The following is a 17,081-nucleotide window of genomic DNA, read 5'->3' on the forward strand; positions in this document are numbered from 1 at the left end:
CATGAGCAAGATCCTGATTCGTGGTGCGAAGGTGCTCGGCGGCGAGGCGCAGGACGTCCTGATCGACGGCGAGACGATCGAGGCCGTCGGCGCTGGGCTCTCCGCGGAGGGCGCCGAGGTCGTCGAGGCCGACGGCAAGGTGCTCCTGCCGGGCCTCGTGGACCTCCACACCCACCTGCGCGAGCCGGGCCGCGAGGACTCCGAGACCGTCCTCACCGGCACGCGCGCCGCCGCCTCCGGTGGCTACACCGCCGTGTTCGCCATGGCCAACACCTTCCCCGTCGCCGACACCGCCGGCGTCGTCGAGCAGGTCTACCGGCTCGGCAAGGAGTCCGGCTACTGCGACGTGCAGCCCATCGGCGCCGTCACCGTCGGCCTGGAGGGCAAGAAGCTCGCCGAGCTCGGCGCCATGCACGAGTCCGCCGCCGGGGTCACCGTCTTCTCCGACGACGGCAAGTGCGTCGACGACGCCGTGATCATGCGCCGCGCCCTGGAGTACGTGAAGGCCTTCGGCGGCGTCGTCGCCCAGCACGCGCAGGAGCCGCGGCTCACCGAGGGCGCCCAGATGAACGAAGGCGTCGTCTCCGCCGAGCTGGGCCTCGGCGGCTGGCCCGCCGTCGCCGAGGAGTCGATCATCGCGCGTGACGTGCTGCTCGCCGAGCACGTGGGCTCCAGGGTGCACATCTGCCACCTGTCGACCGCCGGGTCGGTCGAGATCGTGCGCTGGGCCAAGTCCCGCGGCATCGACGTCACCGCCGAGGTCACCCCCCACCACCTCCTCCTCACGGATGAGCTGGTGCGCTCCTACAACCCCGTCTACAAGGTCAACCCGCCGCTGCGCACCGAACGCGACGTGATGGCGCTGCGCGAGGCCCTTGCCGACGGCACGATCGACATCGTCGCCACCGACCACGCCCCGCACCCGCACGAGGACAAGGACTGCGAGTGGGCCGCGGCCGCCATGGGCATGGTCGGCCTGGAGACCGCACTCTCCGTGGTGCAGCAGACGATGGTCGAGACCGGCCTGCTCACCTGGGAGGCCGTCGCCGACCGGATGTCCTTCAAGCCCGCCGCGATCGGCGGCGCCGCCGGTCACGGGCGTCCCGTCTCGGCAGGTGAGCCCGCGAACCTCGTCCTGGTCGACGCCGATTACCGTGGGGCAGTGGACCCCGCGGGCTTCGCCTCGCGCAGCCGCAACACGCCCTACGAGGGCCGTGAGCTGCCGGGCCGCGTCACGCACACGTGGCTCCGGGGTCGGGCCACGCTCGTCGACGGGAAGCTCACGTGACATCACTTCTGGAACTGGCCGCCGACAAGGAGTCGGCGGAGGTGACCGACTGGGCCGCGCGCCTCGGCTGGGTCGTGGGGCTGCTGCTCTTCATCGCGCTCGTCTACTGGCTGATGCGCGAGGGCTGGAAGTGGCGCGGCACGCTCCAGAGCGACCTGCCCGAGCTGCCCGCCCGCCCGTCTCCCACCACCGCCCTTGACGGAGACGGCAAGCCGACACTGCCTGGAATGCCGGGCGAGCAGGGTCCGGCGAGACTTGAGCTGAGCGGCAGGTACCACGGGTCGACCACGGCAGGACAGTGGCTGGACCGCATCGTGGCGCACGGCCTCGGCACCCGCAGCCGCGTCGAGCTGACGCTCACCGACACGGGCCTGGACGTCGTGCGCCCCGGCGCGACCGACTTCTTCATCCCGGTCGCGCAGCTGCGCGAGGCCCGTCTCGACAAGGGCATCGCCGGCAAGGTCCTCACGGAGGGCGGTCTCCTGATCGTCACGTGGGAACACGGCGGCAAGCTGCTCGACTCCGGCTTCCGCTCGGACCACGCCGCCGAGCAGGCGGAGTGGGTCGAGGCACTCAACAACATGATCGACAAGAACAGCACTACGGAAGGCACCGCACGATGACGACCTCCACCAGGGGAGCCAGCAAGGTTCCCGCCGTACTCGTCCTGGAGGACGGCCGCACCTTCCGCGGTCGCGCCTACGGGGCCGTGGGGGAGACCTTCGGCGAAGCGGTGTTCTCCACCGGCATGACCGGTTACCAGGAGACCCTGACCGACCCCTCGTACGACCGCCAGATCGTGGTCGCCACCGCCCCGCAGATCGGCAACACGGGCTGGAACGACGAGGACGACGAGTCGGGCCGCATCTGGGTCTCCGGCTACGTGGTCCGCGACCCCGCCCGCATCCCCTCGAACTGGCGCGCAAAGCGCTCCCTCGACGACGAGCTGGCCGCCCAGAACATCGTCGGCATCAGCGGCATCGACACCCGCGCCCTCACCCGCCACCTGCGCGAGAGCGGCTCCATGCGCTCCGGCATCTTCTCCGGCGAGACGCTGCCCGCCGACGCCGAGCTGGTCGAGCGCGTCAAGGCCCAGCCCCAGATGAAGGGCGCGAGCCTGTACGAGGAGGTCGCCACCAAGGAGGCCTACGTCGTCCCCGCGATCGGCGAGAAGCGGTTCACCGTCGCCGCCATCGACCTCGGCATCAAGGGCATGACCCCGCACCGCATGGCCGAGCGCGGCATCGAGGTCCACGTGCTGCCCGCCACGGCCACCGAGGAGGACGTGTACGCCGTCGCCCCCGACGGAGTCTTCTTCTCCAACGGCCCCGGCGACCCGGCCACCGCCGAAGGCCCCGTCGCGCTCATGACCGCCGTCCTCAAGCGGAAGACGCCGCTGTTCGGCATCTGCTTCGGCAACCAGATCCTCGGCCGCGCCCTCGGCTTCGGCACGTACAAGCTGAAGTACGGCCACCGCGGCATCAACCAGCCGGTGCAGGACCGCACCACCGGCAAGGTCGAGGTCACCGCGCACAACCACGGCTTCGCCGTCGACGCGCCCCTCGACAAGGCCGCCGAGACCCCCTTCGGCCGCGCCGAGGTCTCCCACGTCTGCCTCAACGACAACGTGGTGGAAGGCCTGCAACTGCTCGACCAGCCGGCCTTCTCCGTCCAGTACCACCCCGAAGCGGCCGCCGGCCCGCACGACGCCGCGTACCTCTTCGACCGCTTCGTAACCCTGATGGAGGGCCAGCGTGCCTAAGCGCTCCGATATCCAGTCCGTCCTGGTCATCGGCTCCGGCCCGATCGTCATCGGCCAGGCCGCCGAGTTCGACTACTCCGGCACCCAGGCGTGCCGCGTCCTCAAATCCGAGGGCCTGCGCGTCATCCTCGTCAACTCCAACCCGGCGACGATCATGACCGACCCGGAGATCGCCGACGCCACGTACGTCGAGCCGATCACCCCGGAGTTCGTCGAGAAGATCATCGCCAAGGAGCGCCCCGACGCGCTGCTGCCCACCCTGGGCGGCCAGACGGCCCTCAACACGGCCATCTCCATGCACGAGCAGGGCGTCCTCGAGAAGTACGGCGTCGAGCTCATCGGCGCCAACGTCGAGGCCATCAACAAGGGCGAGGACCGCGACCTCTTCAAGGGTGTGGTCGAAGAGGTCAAGAAGAAGATCGGGCACGGCGAGTCCGCCCGCTCGTACATCTGCCACTCCATGGACGACGTCCTCAAGGGCGTCGACGAGCTCGGCGGCTACCCCGTGGTCGTCCGCCCCTCCTTCACCATGGGTGGCGCGGGCTCCGGCTTCGCGCACAACGAGGAAGAGCTGCGCCGCATCGCGGGCCAGGGCCTCACCCTCTCGCCGACCACTGAAGTGCTCCTGGAGGAGTCCATCCTCGGCTGGAAGGAGTACGAGCTGGAGCTGATGCGCGACAAGAACGACAACGTCGTGGTCGTCTGCTCCATCGAGAACTTCGACCCGATGGGCGTCCACACGGGCGACTCGATCACCGTCGCGCCCGCGATGACGCTGACCGACCGCGAGTACCAGATCCTGCGTGACGTCGGCATCGCGATCATCCGCGAGGTCGGCGTCGACACCGGCGGCTGCAACATCCAGTTCGCGGTGAACCCCGAGGACGGCCGGGTCATCGTCATCGAGATGAACCCGCGCGTGTCCCGGTCCTCCGCGCTCGCCTCCAAGGCCACCGGCTTCCCGATCGCGAAGATCGCCGCCAAGCTGGCCGTCGGCTACACGCTGGACGAGATCCCGAACGACATCACCGAGAAGACCCCGGCCTCCTTCGAGCCGACCCTCGACTACGTGGTGGTCAAGGCCCCGCGTTTCGCCTTCGAGAAGTTCCCCTCGGCGGACTCGACCCTGACGACCACCATGAAGTCGGTCGGCGAGGCCATGGCCATCGGCCGCAACTTCACCGAGGCGCTCCAGAAGGCGCTGCGCTCCCTGGAGAAGAAGGGCTCGCAGTTCACCTTCGTCGGCGAGCCCGGCGACAAGGTCGAACTGCTGCGCGAGGCGGTGCGCCCCACCGACGGCCGCATCAACTCCGTCATGCAGGCCATCCGCGCGGGCGCCACGCCCGAGGAGGTCTTCGACGCGACGAAGATCGACCCCTGGTTCGTCGACCAGCTCTTCCTGATCAAGGAGATCGCGGACGAGCTCGCCGCCACCGAGCGCCTGGACGCCGACGTGCTGGCCGAGGCCAAGCGGCACGGCTTCTCCGACGCCCAGATCGCCGAGATCCGCGGCCTGCGCGAGGACGTGGTGCGCGAGGTGCGCCAGGCCCTGGGCGTCCGCCCGGTCTACAAGACGGTCGACACCTGCGCCGCCGAGTTCGCCGCGAAGACCCCGTACTTCTACTCCTCGTACGACGAGGAGAGCGAGGTCGCGCCGCGCGAGAAGCCCGCGGTGATCATCCTCGGCTCGGGCCCGAACCGCATCGGCCAGGGCATCGAGTTCGACTACTCCTGCGTCCACGCCTCCTTCGCGCTCAGCGACGCGGGCTACGAGACCGTGATGGTCAACTGCAACCCCGAGACCGTCTCGACGGACTACGACACCTCCGACCGCCTGTACTTCGAGCCGCTCACGCTCGAGGACGTCCTGGAGATCGTCGACGCCGAGGCGCAGGCCGGCCCCATCGCGGGCGTCATCGTCCAGCTCGGCGGCCAGACCCCGCTCGGCCTCGCGCAGGCCCTCAAGGACAACGGCGTGCCGGTCGTCGGCACCTCGCCCGAGGCCATCCACGCCGCCGAGGACCGCGGCGCCTTCGGCCGCGTGCTCGCCGAGGCCGGCCTCCCCGCGCCCAAGCACGGCACCGCCACGACGTTCGCGGAGGCCAAGGCGATCGCCGACGAGATCGGCTACCCCGTCCTGGTCCGCCCGTCCTACGTGCTCGGCGGCCGCGGCATGGAGATCGTCTACGACGAGACCCGCCTCTCCGCGTACATCGAGGAGTCGACCGAGATCAGCCCCTCGCGGCCGGTCCTCGTCGACCGCTTCCTGGACGACGCCATCGAGATCGACGTCGACGCGCTCTACGACGGCGAGGAGCTCTACCTCGGCGGCGTCATGGAGCACATCGAGGAAGCCGGCATCCACTCCGGCGACTCGGCGTGCGCGCTGCCCCCGATCACCCTCGGCGGCTTCGACATCAAGCGCCTGCGCGCCTCCACGGAGGGCATCGCCAAGGGCGTCGGCGTGCGCGGACTGATCAACATCCAGTTCGCCATGGCGGGCGACATCCTCTACGTCCTCGAGGCCAACCCGCGTGCCTCGCGCACCGTCCCCTTCACCTCGAAGGCGACCGCGGTGCCGCTGGCCAAGGCCGCCGCGCGCATCTCGCTCGGCGCGACCGTCGCCGAGCTGCGCGCCGAGGGCATGCTCCCGGCCGTCGGCGACGGCGGCACGCTCCCCATGGACGCGCCGATCTCCGTCAAGGAGGCCGTCATGCCGTGGTCGCGCTTCCGCGACATCCACGGCGCGGGGGTCGACACCGTCCTCGGCCCGGAGATGCGCTCCACGGGCGAGGTCATGGGCATCGACTCGGTGTTCGGCACCGCGTACGCCAAGTCGCAGGCCGGCGCCTACGGCCCGCTGCCGACCAAGGGCCGCGCCTTCATCTCCGTCGCCAACCGCGACAAGCGCTCGATGATCTTCCCGGCGCGTGAACTGGTCGCGCACGGCTTCGAGCTGTTCGCCACGTCCGGCACGGCCGAGGTCCTCAAGCGCAACGGCATCAACGCCACGGTCGTGCGCAAGCAGTCCGAGGGCGAGGGCCCGAACGGCGAGAAGACCATCGTCCAGCTCATCCACGACGGCGGCGTCGACCTTATCGTCAACACCCCGTACGGCACCGGTGGCCGCCTCGACGGCTACGAGATCCGCACGGCCGCCGTCTCGCGCTCCGTGCCGTGCCTGACGACCGTCCAGGCGCTGGCCGCGGCCGTCCAGGGCATCGACGCGCTGAACCACGGCGGCGTGGGCGTCCGATCGCTCCAGGAACACGCGGAACACCTGACCGCGACCCGCGACTAGCAGCCCACAAGGGGGACACCGAAAACGGTGTCCCCCTTCTGGTGAGCACCCCGAGCACGTTGAGCTCCCTGAGGACCCCTATGTACAAGCTGTTCTTCAACCTCGTCTTCAAGCGCATGGACCCCGAGCAGGCCCACTACATGGCCTTCCGCTGGATCCGCCTCGCGGCCCGTATCCCCGTGCTGCGCACCTTCGTCGCGGCTGTCCTCGCGCCCCGCCACAAGGAACTGCGCACCGAGGCCTTCGGGCTGCGGATGCACGGCCCCTTCGGGCTCGCCGCCGGCTTCGACAAGAACGCCGTCGCGATCGACGGCATGTCGATGCTCGGCTTCGACCACATCGAGATCGGCACGGTCACCGGCGAACCCCAGCCCGGCAACCCCAAGAAGCGCCTCTTCCGTCTCGTCCCGGACCGTGCGCTGATCAACCGCATGGGCTTCAACAACGAGGGCTCCGCGGCCGTGGCGGAGCGCCTGGCGTCCCGTACGCCCGTCTTCACGACCGTCGTCGGCGTGAACATCGGCAAGACCAAGGTCGTCCCCGAGGAGGAGGCGGCCGCCGACTACGTGAAGTCGACCGAGCGGCTCGCCCGCCACGCCGACTACCTCGTCGTCAACGTCTCGTCCCCGAACACGCCGGGCCTGCGCAACCTCCAGGCCACCGAGTCGCTGCGCCCCCTCCTGACCGCCGTGCGCGAGGCCGCCGACCGCAGCGTCGAGGGCCGCCGCGTCCCGCTGCTCGTCAAGATCGCACCGGACCTGGCCGACGAGGACATCGACGCCGTCGCCGACCTCGCCGTCGAGCTCGGTCTCGACGGCATCATCGCCACGAACACGACGATCGCCCGCGAGAGCCTCGGCCTGGCCTCCGACCCCGCCCTCTACGGAGAGACCGGCGGCCTGTCGGGCGCGCCCCTCAAGGAGCGCTCCCTGGAGGTCCTCAGGCGCCTCTACGCGCGCGTGGGCGACCGGATCACGCTCGTGGGCGTCGGCGGCATCGAGAACGCCGAGGACGCCTGGCAGCGCATCCTCGCGGGCGCCACCCTCGTCCAGGGCTACAGCGCCTTCATCTACGAAGGGCCCTTCTGGGGCCGCGCCATCCACAAGGGCCTCGCCGCGCGCCTGCGCACGAGCCCGTACGCCACCCTCGCCGACGCGGTCGGCGCCGACGTCAAGAAGCCCGAGGTCACCGCATGAGCCCCCTGGAGCCCTTCGGCACGCGCCTGCGCCACGCCATGGACGAGCGCGGCCCCCTGTGCGTCGGCATCGACCCGCACGCCTCGCTCCTGAGCGCATGGGGCCTGAACGACGACATCGCGGGCCTGGAGCGGTTCACGCGGACCGTCGTGGAGGCGCTCGCCGGGACCGTCGCGGTGTTCAAGCCGCAGAGCGCGTTCTTCGAGCGCTTCGGGTCGCGCGGCATCGCCGTCCTGGAGAAGGCCGTCGAGGAACTGCGGGCGGCCGGCGCCCTGACCGTCATGGACGCCAAGCGCGGCGACATCGGCTCGACCATGGCGGCGTACGCCGAGACCTTCCTGCACAAGGACTCGCCGCTGTTCAGCGACGCGCTCACCGTCTCGCCCTACCTCGGCTACGGCTCCCTGAAGCCGGCCGTCGACCTCGCGCGGGAGAACGGCGCCGGGCTCTTCGTGCTCGCCCTCACCTCCAACCCCGAGGGCGCCGAGGTGCAGCACGCGGTGCGCGAGGACGGCCGCACGGTCGGCGCCACGATCCTCGGCCACCTCGCCGCCGAGAACGCCGGTGCGGAGCCCCTCGGCTCCTTCGGGGCGGTCGTCGGCGCCACGCTCGGGGACCTGTCCTCGTACGACCTGGCGATCAACGGCCCGCTGCTCGCCCCCGGCATCGGTGCCCAGGGCGCGACCCCGGCCGACCTTCCCTCGGTGTTCGGCGCGGCGGTGCGCGACGTCGTCCCGAACGTCAGCCGCGGAGTGCTGCGCCACGGGCCCGACGTCACGGCCCTGCGGGACTCCGCGACGCGCTTCGCGGACGAGATCAGGGCGGCTGTCGACCCGCGCTGAGCGGGGCGACGGGGCCCGTCCTTATGTTTCCTTGACGGTTCCCCGGCCAAAACCGGGGAGAAATGCCCGATATGTACGGCTCGGCGCAGGCTGACCAGGACTTTTCGTCTGTTCTCGCTGACTCCGGCGGCCATGCCCGCTAGTCTCCGACGAGAGCGAACGGGCAAGTGCGTTGCACGTTGCTCACCAGGTGTGGGGCGACTAGGTTCCTCACCGGTCCGTATCCGACAGTTCGACATCCGAGGTGACGTAGGCGTGGCTCTTCCGCCCCTTACCCCTGAACAGCGCGCAGCCGCGCTCGAAAAGGCCGCCGCGGCTCGCCGGGAGCGGGCCGAGGTCAAGAATCGACTCAAGCACTCCGGTGCCTCGCTTCACGAGGTCATCAAGCAGGGCCAGGAGAACGATGTCATCGGCAAGATGAAGGTCTCCGCCCTCCTGGAGTCCCTGCCGGGCGTGGGCAAGGTCCGTGCCAAGCAGATCATGGAGCGTCTTGGCATCTCCGAGAGCCGCCGTGTGCGCGGTCTCGGCTCCAACCAGATCGCGTCGCTCGAGCGAGAGTTCGGTGGGGGTGCCGCCGGCTGATGTTCTCAGGCACTCCTGAGAACCTGGATAATCGCTGCATGGCTGCAACATCCCGGGGGACGACCCCCGTGCCCCCGGACGTACGTCCGCGGCTGACCGTGCTCTCCGGCCCCTCCGGGGTCGGCAAGAGCACGGTCGTCGCTCATATGCGCAAAGAACACCCCGAGGTCTGGCTCTCGGTCTCGGCCACCACCCGCAAGCCGCGGCCGGGTGAGAAGCACGGTGTCCAGTACTTCTTCGTCTCCGACGACGAGATGGACAAGCTCATCGCCAACGGCGAGCTCCTGGAGTGGGCCGAATTCGCGGGCAACCGCTACGGAACGCCGCGCCGCGCCGTCCTCGACCGCCTCGACGCGGGCGAGCCCGTCCTCCTGGAGATCGACCTGCAGGGCGCTCGCCTGGTGCGCGAGTCGATGCCCGAGGCCCAGCTCGTCTTCCTCGCCCCGCCGAGCTGGGACGAACTGGTCCGCCGCCTCACCGGCCGCGGAACCGAGGCGCCCGAGGTGATCGAGCGCAGGCTCGAAGCCGCCAAGGTGGAGCTCGCCGCCGAAGCCGAGTTCGATACGACGCTGGTCAATACCTCAGTCGAGGACGTGGCCCGTGAGCTGCTAGCCTTGATGAAAGTTCTTTGATCTTTAACAGTGTCTCGACTTCTGGTCCTGACATCACTTGACCCCATCGGAAGGCAGAGAGTGTCCTCTTCCATCACCGCGCCCGAGGGCATCATCAACCCGCCGATTGATGAGCTGCTCGAAGCCACCGACTCGAAGTACAGCCTCGTGATCTACGCCGCCAAGCGCGCGCGCCAGATCAACGCGTACTACTCGCAGCTCGGTGAGGGCCTCCTGGAGTACGTCGGCCCCCTGGTGGACACGCACGTCCACGAGAAGCCGCTCTCGATCGCGCTCCGCGAGATCAACGCGGGCCTGCTGACGTCCGAGGCCATCGAGGGCCCGGCGCAGTAAGCGTTTCGTACCTTCACCACAGGCCCGGCAGTACGACTGCCGGGCCTGTGGTGTGTCATGGAGCAGTACGCATCCGAGTGCGGGGAGACAGTGGCAGTGGCCGAGAAGCCGAAGGTAGTCCTGGGGGTCAGCGGCGGCATCGCCGCCTACAAGGCGTGCGAGCTGCTGCGGCGGCTCACCGAGTCCGGCCATGACGTGCGCGTCGTGCCGACCGCGTCGGCGCTGCACTTCGTGGGCGCCGCTACCTGGTCCGCGCTCTCCGGCCACCCCGTCTCCACCGAGGTCTGGTCCGACGTCCACGAGGTGCCGCACGTCCGCATCGGCCAGCACGCCGACCTCGTGATCGTCGCCCCCGCCACCGCCGACATGCTCGCCAAGGCGGCCCACGGACTCGCCGACGACCTGCTCACCAACACGCTCCTGACGGCCCGCTGTCCGGTGGTCTTCGCCCCCGCCATGCACACCGAGATGTGGGAGCACCCCGCCACCCAGGAGAACGTGGCCACGCTGCGGCGCCGCGGCGCGCTCGTCGTCGAGCCCGCGGTCGGCCGGCTCACCGGCGTCGACACCGGCAAGGGCCGCTTCCCGGACCCCGTCGAGCTCTTCGAGGTCGTACGCCGCGTCCTCGCGCGCAAGGACCTGGCCCAGGACCTCGCGGGCCGCCACGTCGTCGTCAGCGCCGGCGGCACCCGTGAGCCGCTCGACCCGGTCCGCTTCCTCGGCAACCGCTCCTCGGGCAAGCAGGGCTACGCGCTGGCCCGCAGCGCCGCCGCCCGCGGCGCCCGTGTCACGCTCGTGGCCGCCAACGCGGCGCTGCCCGACCCGGCGGGCGTCGACGTCGTGCCGGTCGGCACCGCCGTGCAGCTGCGCGAGGCCGTCGTGAAGGCCTCCGCCGACGCCGACGCGGTGGTCATGGCGGCCGCCGTGGCCGACTTCCGCCCCGAGACGTACGCCACAGGGAAGATCAAGAAGAAGGACGGCCAGGAGCCCGCGCCCATCGCGCTGGTCCGCAACCCCGACGTCCTCGCCGAGATCGCGGGGGAGAGGCCCCGCGCGGGCCAGGTGATCGTCGGCTTCGCCGCGGAGACGGACGACGTACTGGCCAACGGCCGCGCCAAGCTCGCCCGCAAGGGCTGCGACCTGCTGGTGGTCAACGAGGTCGGCGAGCGCAAGACCTTCGGCTCCGAGGAGAACGAGGCCGTCGTGCTGGGCGCGGACGGCAGCGAGACACCGGTGCCGTACGGTCCCAAGGAAGCCCTCGCCGACACCGTCTGGGACCTGGTCGCCCAGCGCCTCTCCTGACGCCACGCGGCTCTGTGTGTGCTCCCCGTCTCACCATCCGGAACTCGGCCATATTCGAGCGCTTGTCTTGACGGGGTGTCCACAGGCAGGGCTCAATGTCATCTTCGCCTCATCGGGCGCCTCAAACCCGCCCAAAATCGGGCACGAGGATTCCCGGTGGGGGCCGATCGTCGTACCGCGCAAGGCAGTGTCGCAGGTCACAGGGCTCCCAAGTGGCGAGACATGTGGTCCGGCGGCCGAGTGTGACCGATAAACTGGTCTCGGACGACGCCGGGCGCAGCTCCCGGCCGTCCACCCATGATCAGCCAGCAGCCGCTGCAACCACAGGGAGCGATGTGTCCCGGCGCCTCTTCACCTCGGAGTCTGTGACCGAGGGTCACCCCGACAAGATCGCTGACCAGATCAGCGACACCATTCTCGACGCGCTTCTGCGGGAGGACCCGACCTCCCGGGTCGCCGTGGAAACGCTGATCACCACGGGCCTCGTCCACGTGGCCGGTGAGGTCACGACGAAGGCGTACGCGCCGATCGCGCAGCTCGTGCGCGACAAGATCCTCGAGATCGGTTACGACTCCTCGAAGAAGGGCTTCGACGGCGCCTCCTGTGGCGTCTCGGTGTCCATCGGCTCGCAGTCCCCCGACATCGCGCAGGGCGTCGACACGGCGTACGAGAAGCGTGTCGAGGGCGACGAGGACGAGCTCGACAAGCAGGGCGCGGGCGACCAGGGCCTCATGTTCGGCTATGCCTGCGACGAGACCCCGGAGCTCATGCCGCTCCCGATCCACCTCGCGCACCGCCTCTCGCGCCGCCTCTCCGAGGTGCGCAAGAACGGGACCATCCCGTACCTGCGCCCCGACGGCAAGACCCAGGTCACCATCGAGTACGACGGCGACAAGGCCGTCCGTCTCGACACGGTCGTCGTCTCCTCGCAGCACGCGTCGGACATCGACCTGGACTCGCTCCTGGCCCCCGACATCCGCGAGTTCGTCGTCGAGCCCGAGCTGAAGGCGCTCCTCGAGGACGGCATCAAGCTGGAGACCGAGGGCTACCGCCTGCTGGTCAACCCGACCGGACGCTTCGAGATCGGCGGCCCGATGGGCGACGCCGGCCTCACCGGCCGCAAGATCATCATCGACACGTACGGCGGCATGGCCCGCCACGGCGGCGGCGCCTTCTCCGGCAAGGACCCGTCCAAGGTCGACCGCTCCGCCGCGTACGCGATGCGCTGGGTCGCCAAGAACGTCGTCGCCGCCGGTCTCGCGGCCCGCTGCGAGGTCCAGGTCGCGTACGCGATCGGCAAGGCCGAGCCGGTCGGCCTCTTCGTCGAGACGTTCGGCACGGCCACGATCGACACGGACAAGATCGAGACGGCCATCGGCGAGGTCTTCGACCTGCGCCCGGCCGCGATCATCCGCGACCTCGACCTGCTCCGCCCGATCTACTCGCAGACCGCGGCGTACGGCCACTTCGGCCGGGCGATCCCCGACTTCACGTGGGAGCGCACGGACCGCGTGGAGGCGCTGCGGAAGGCGGCGGGACTGTAGTCCTCGCCCTCTCCCGGTCACTGTCGATGCCCGGTACCCCTGCGGGGGTGCCGGGCATCGGCGTTTTTGCGGCCGTGCGGCCGTGTCAGTGCGGTCTGGTAGGAATGCAGCTGTGAGCAGGGAGAACGAGGTCGAGGGCGGGGGAGCCGAGGAGCCGGAGCAGCTCGCGCTGATTCGTGAGTCGGTGCGCAGGGCCAAGGTGCCGCGTGCCAAGCCCCGGACCTGGCGGGGGGCCGCGCTGGCCAAGGAGCTGCCGGTCGCGCGCGTGCTCGTGGACAAGGGTGTGCTGCACCTCGACCGCTATTTCGACTACGCCGTGCCGCAGGAGCTGGACGCCGAGGCGCAGCCCGGGGTGCGGGTCCGGGTGCGGTTCGGGGCCGGGTCGCGGAACGTGCGGGAGGGGCGGCGTGAAGGTGGCGGGCTGATCGACGGGTTCATCGTCGAGCGGTGCGCGGAGACGGAGTACACGGGGCCGCTTGCGGCGCTGGCGCAGGTCGTGTCGCCGGAGCCGGTGCTCGACTCCGGGCTCCTGGAGCTGGCGAGGGCCGTCGCCGACCGGTACGCGGGCAGTCTCGCCGACGTGCTGCAGCTCGCGGTGCCGCCCCGGCACGCGCGGGCCGAGTCCAAGGCGGCTCCCGAGCCGCCCGCCCCGCCGGCCGCGCCCGAACCGGGGAGCTGGGGGAGGTACGGGCACGGGCCGGAGTTCCTGCGCTCCCTCGCCTCGGGGGGCGCGCCCCGCGCCGTGTGGACGGCGTTGCCCGGGCCGCAGTGGGCCGAGGAGATCGCCCGCGCCGTCCAGGCCACCCTCGCCTCCGGGCGGGGCGCGCTCGTCGTCGTGCCGACCGGGCGGCCCGCCGCGCGCGTGGACGCCGCGCTCACCGAGCTGCTCGGCCCCGGGCAGCATGCGCTGCTCACCGCCGACGCCGGGCAGGAGCGGCGCTACCAGGAGTGGCTCGCCGTGCGGCGCGGGACCGTGCGGGCCGTCGTCGGCACCCGGGCCGCCATGTTCGCGCCCGTACGGAACCTGGGCCTCGTCGTCGTCTGGGACGACGGGGACTCCAACCACAGCGACGACCGGGCCCCTTTTCCGCATGTGCGAGAAGTGTTGGAGCTGCGGGCCACGCGGGACAAGTGCGGCTTCCTGCTCGGGAGTTGGAGTTGCACGGTCGAGGCGGCGCAACTCGTCGAGAGCGGGTGGGCCGCGCCGCTCGTCGCCGACCGCGAGCAGGTGCGGGGGAACGCGCCGCTCGTGCGGACCGTGGGCGACCTGGACCTCGCGCGGGACGAGGCGGCGCGGGCCGCGCGCTTGCCGACGCTGGCGTGGCAGGTCGCCCGTGAGGGGCTGAAGCACGGGCCCGTCCTGGTGCAGGTGCCGCGGCGCGGGTATGTGCCGCGGCTCGCCTGCGAGCGCTGCCGTGAGCCCGCACGGTGCCGCCACTGCGCCGGGCCCCTGGAGGCGCAGGAGAGCGGGGCGGCCCTGCGGTGCGGCTGGTGCGGCGTGGCGGAGGCCGCTTGGCACTGCGAGTCCTGCGGCGGGTTCCGGCTGCGGGCACAGGTCGTCGGGGCGCGCAGGACCGCGGAGGAGCTGGGCCGGGCGTTCCCCGCGGTGCCGGTGCGGACGTCGGGCCGCGAGCAGGTTCTCGACACGGTGCCGGGGGCGCCGGCGCTGGTGGTGAGCACACCGGGTGCGGAGCCCGTGGCCGAGGGCGGTTACGCGGCCGCCCTGCTGCTCGACGGCTGGGCGATGCTTGGCCGGCCCGACCTGCGGGCGGGCGAGGACGCGCTGCGGCGGTGGGTCGGTGCCGCGGCACTGGTCCGTCCGCAGGGCGTGGGCGGCACGGTGGTGGTCGTGGCCGAGCCGACCCTGCGGCCGGTGCAGGCGCTGGTGCGGTGGGACCCGGTGGGCCACGCGGTGCGGGAACTCGCGGAGCGCGCCGAGCTGGGCTTCCCGCCGGTGTCGCGCATGGCGGCGGTGGCGGGTCCGTCCGAGGCGCTCGCGGAGTTCCTGGCGGGTGCGGAACTGCCGGGGGACGCGGTGGTGTTGGGGCCGGTTCCGGTGCGGGGTGGCGGGCCGGGAGGTCCCGGCGGTCCTGGCGGGGGCGGCGGGGCCGGTTCCGGGGGGTCGCGGCGTGGTGCGGGGGCGGCGCCCGCGTCCGAGCCGTGGGAGCGGGTGCTGATCCGGGTGCCGCCGGGCAGCGGGGCGGCTCTCGCCGCTTCGCTGAAGACGGCGCAGGCGGCGCGGATGGCGCGGGGGGCGAAGGGTGCGCGGGAGGCGGGGGGAGAGCCCGTGCGGGTGCGGGTCGATCCGTTGGACATCGGGTGAGCCGGTTCTGAGCGGTTCCTCCGTACGGGGTTCGTTCACCCCCGCGCGGGGTTCGTTCACCTCCGCACGAAGCCCAACGGTGGTCCCCATGAAGCCGCCGCCCCCATGAAGCTGCCCCCTCGTCCTTGGCGGAGGAGCGAGAGGGCAGCGGTCGTCGGGGTGTGCGGCGGGGTCAGCCGTTGCGGGGACCGGGGAAGGCCGTCGGCCTCGGCTCGTCGCGGAGGGTGGGGCTGCCCGCCGTCGGCTGGGTCGGCATCGTTCGGGCCGCGGGCACGGACGGCAGGGGGACGCCGACCGGGAGGGGACGCGTGGCCGTCGACGTGACCGCGGGCGTCGGGGTCTCCGTGGCCCGCTCCGCCTCGGCCGCCGCCTGCGTGGTGGCCCGTCGCGCGCCGTAACGGCGGTGGACCGCCTGCTTGGTGACGCCGAGGGCCGAGCCCACCGCGTCCCACGAGAACCCCAGCGAGCGGTCGAAGTCCACCGCCGCGGTGACCAGCGTCTCGACGCTGTCCCGGAGTTCCTGGGCGAGACGGACGGTCGGGGCGGGGGCCCGCCCGTACACGACGAAGCCCGCGGACGGGCTGGAGCGGCGCGGGCGGTAGACGTTGCCGAGCTGCGCGGTGAGGGTGCGCAGCGCGTCCACCTGCCGCCGGACCCGCTCGATGTCCCGTACCAGGAGGTGCAGGCTGGCCCGTGCCTGGGCGTCGTGGGTTGCGTGGTCGGCCATGAACAAGCCTCTCGAACCGGCGTTGAAAAGGATCGGGCCGCGTCGGCGGCCCGTTGTGGTCAACTCTTTCTTGACCAACGCGCTAGTTCGTGTGGGGTCACGGTGCGGGGGCGTATATGCATATGCACAGGGCGCGCGGCGATTCGTACGCCCCCGGTGGGGAGCGCCGCCGCAGGCGGGGACGACCGGCCCGGGCGGGGTCCGCGCGCGGCCCATAGACTGGTGTGCTGCCGTCGCCCCACCCACTGACCACCACTGATTAGAGATCCGAGGTACCCCTCAGTGAAGCTTGTCTTCGCCGGCACTCCCGAGGTCGCCGTCCCCGCGCTGGACGCCCTGATCGCCTCCGACCGGCACGAGGTCGCCGCCGTGGTGACCCGCCCGGACGCGCCTGCGGGGCGGGGCCGCAGGCTCGTCGCGAGCCCGGTCGCGGAGCGCGCGGAGGAGGCCGGCATCGAGGTGCTCAAGCCCGCCAAGCCGCGCGACGAGGACTTCCTGGCGCGGCTGCGCGAGATCGGCCCCGACTGCTGCCCCGTCGTCGCGTACGGCGCGCTGCTGCCGAAGACCGCCCTGGACATCCCGGCCCGCGGCTGGGTCAACCTGCACTTCTCGCTGCTGCCCGCGTGGCGCGGCGCCGCGCCGGTGCAGCACGCGGTGATGGCGGGCGACGAGATCACCGGCGCCTCCACCTTCCTGATCGAGCAGGGCCTCGACTCCGGGCCCGTGTACGGCACGGTCACCGAAGCGGTGCGGCCCACCGACACCAGCGGGGACCTGCTCACGCGCCTGGCGTTCGCGGGCTCCGGCCTGCTGGTCGCGACGATGGACGGCATCGAGGACGGGAGCCTGCAGGCGGTGTCGCAGCCCGCCGACGGCGTCACCCTCGCCCCGAAGATCACCGTCGAGGACGCGCAGGTGGACTGGGCGGCGCCCGCGATGCGGGTGGACCGTGTCGTGCGGGGCTGCACCCCCGCGCCCGGCGCCTGGACCGTCTTCCGCGGCGAGCGGCTGAAGATCATCCAGGCCGGCCTCGTCCAGGACCGCACCGACCTCGCGCCCGGTGAGATCTCCGCGGCGAAGAACAACGTGTACGTCGGTTCCGGTTCGCACGCCGTCGAGCTGCTCTGGGTCCAGCCGCAGGGCAAGAAGCCGATGCGCGGAGCGGACTGGGCACGCGGGGTCCGGATCGCCCCGGGTGAGCGGATGGGGCGCGGCGACGTAGGCTGAGTTGGTTCGGAACCATTCCCAC

General features: G+C 71.5%; 14 protein-coding genes. 13 read left to right on the top strand and 1 reads right to left on the bottom strand.

Going from position 1 to position 17,081, the window contains the following annotated elements:
• The first annotated feature begins 1 nt into the window (after window position 1).
• The 12 genes from DEJ48_RS32795 to DEJ48_RS32850 all read left to right on the top strand — a co-directional run bounded on the left by DEJ48_RS32795 (window position 2) and on the right by DEJ48_RS32850 (window position 15,105).
• A complete protein-coding gene (locus DEJ48_RS32795; protein WP_150219772.1) occupies window positions 2-1,288 on the top strand; it encodes a dihydroorotase in 1,287 nt (428 codons plus the stop codon).
• Entirely contained in the window at window positions 1,285-1,911 is a 627-nt protein-coding gene (locus tag DEJ48_RS32800; RefSeq protein ID WP_150219773.1) for a hypothetical protein, read from the top strand. Before DEJ48_RS32795 ends, DEJ48_RS32800 begins: the two co-directional genes overlap by 4 nt.
• On the top strand, window positions 1,908-3,050 hold the full coding sequence (carA, locus tag DEJ48_RS32805; protein ID WP_150219774.1) for a glutamine-hydrolyzing carbamoyl-phosphate synthase small subunit: 1,143 nt from the start codon (window positions 1,908-1,910) through the stop codon (window positions 3,048-3,050). Before DEJ48_RS32800 ends, carA begins: the two co-directional genes overlap by 4 nt.
• The gene (carB, locus tag DEJ48_RS32810) at window positions 3,043-6,351 is read left to right on the top strand and encodes a carbamoyl-phosphate synthase large subunit (protein WP_150219775.1); all 3,309 of its coding nucleotides are present in this window, start codon (window positions 3,043-3,045) and stop codon (window positions 6,349-6,351) included. Before carA ends, carB begins: the two co-directional genes overlap by 8 nt.
• 80 nt (window positions 6,352-6,431) lie before the next feature.
• A complete protein-coding gene (locus tag DEJ48_RS32815; protein ID WP_150219776.1) occupies window positions 6,432-7,547 on the top strand; it encodes a quinone-dependent dihydroorotate dehydrogenase in 1,116 nt (371 codons plus the stop codon).
• Window positions 7,544-8,389, top strand: a complete 846-nt coding sequence (pyrF, locus tag DEJ48_RS32820) for an orotidine-5'-phosphate decarboxylase (RefSeq protein ID WP_190537733.1) — start codon at window positions 7,544-7,546, stop codon at window positions 8,387-8,389. Before DEJ48_RS32815 ends, pyrF begins: the two co-directional genes overlap by 4 nt.
• A 255-nt stretch (window positions 8,390-8,644) precedes the next feature.
• Complete coding sequence (locus tag DEJ48_RS32825) at window positions 8,645-8,971, top strand: integration host factor (RefSeq protein WP_055564204.1); 327 nt, start codon at window positions 8,645-8,647, stop codon at window positions 8,969-8,971.
• A gap of 38 nt (window positions 8,972-9,009) precedes the next feature.
• Window positions 9,010-9,603, top strand: coding sequence for a guanylate kinase (gmk, locus tag DEJ48_RS32830; protein WP_150219777.1), 594 nt, complete (start codon window positions 9,010-9,012; stop codon window positions 9,601-9,603).
• A gap of 60 nt (window positions 9,604-9,663) precedes the next feature.
• On the top strand, window positions 9,664-9,936 hold the full coding sequence (gene rpoZ, locus DEJ48_RS32835; RefSeq protein WP_005319902.1) for a DNA-directed RNA polymerase subunit omega: 273 nt from the start codon (window positions 9,664-9,666) through the stop codon (window positions 9,934-9,936).
• Window positions 9,937-9,993: 57 nt separating this feature from the next.
• The gene (gene coaBC / locus DEJ48_RS32840) at window positions 9,994-11,238 is read left to right on the top strand and encodes a bifunctional phosphopantothenoylcysteine decarboxylase/phosphopantothenate--cysteine ligase CoaBC (protein ID WP_150219778.1); all 1,245 of its coding nucleotides are present in this window, start codon (window positions 9,994-9,996) and stop codon (window positions 11,236-11,238) included.
• A gap of 335 nt (window positions 11,239-11,573) precedes the next feature.
• Entirely contained in the window at window positions 11,574-12,782 is a 1,209-nt protein-coding gene (metK, locus tag DEJ48_RS32845; protein WP_150219779.1) for a methionine adenosyltransferase, read from the top strand.
• Window positions 12,783-12,894: 112 nt separating this feature from the next.
• A complete protein-coding gene (locus DEJ48_RS32850) occupies window positions 12,895-15,105 on the top strand; it encodes a primosomal protein N' (protein WP_150219780.1) in 2,211 nt (736 codons plus the stop codon).
• A gap of 172 nt (window positions 15,106-15,277) precedes the next feature.
• Here DEJ48_RS32850 and DEJ48_RS32855 read toward each other — a convergent pair whose 3' ends face one another.
• Window positions 15,278-15,832 carry a hypothetical protein gene (locus DEJ48_RS32855; protein WP_150219781.1) on the bottom strand — a complete coding sequence of 185 codons (555 nt, stop codon included), beginning with the start codon at window positions 15,830-15,832 and terminating at the stop codon, window positions 15,278-15,280.
• Between the two features lie 282 nt (window positions 15,833-16,114).
• Here DEJ48_RS32855 and fmt point away from each other — a divergent pair, with 282 nt between their 5' ends.
• Complete coding sequence (gene fmt / locus DEJ48_RS32860) at window positions 16,115-17,059, top strand: methionyl-tRNA formyltransferase (RefSeq protein ID WP_150219782.1); 945 nt, start codon at window positions 16,115-16,117, stop codon at window positions 17,057-17,059.
• Window positions 17,060-17,081: the final 22 nt, after the last annotated feature.

The organism is Streptomyces venezuelae, from assembly GCF_008642315.1.
GTDB classification, from domain to species: Bacteria; Actinomycetota; Actinomycetes; order Streptomycetales; family Streptomycetaceae; genus Streptomyces; species Streptomyces venezuelae_D.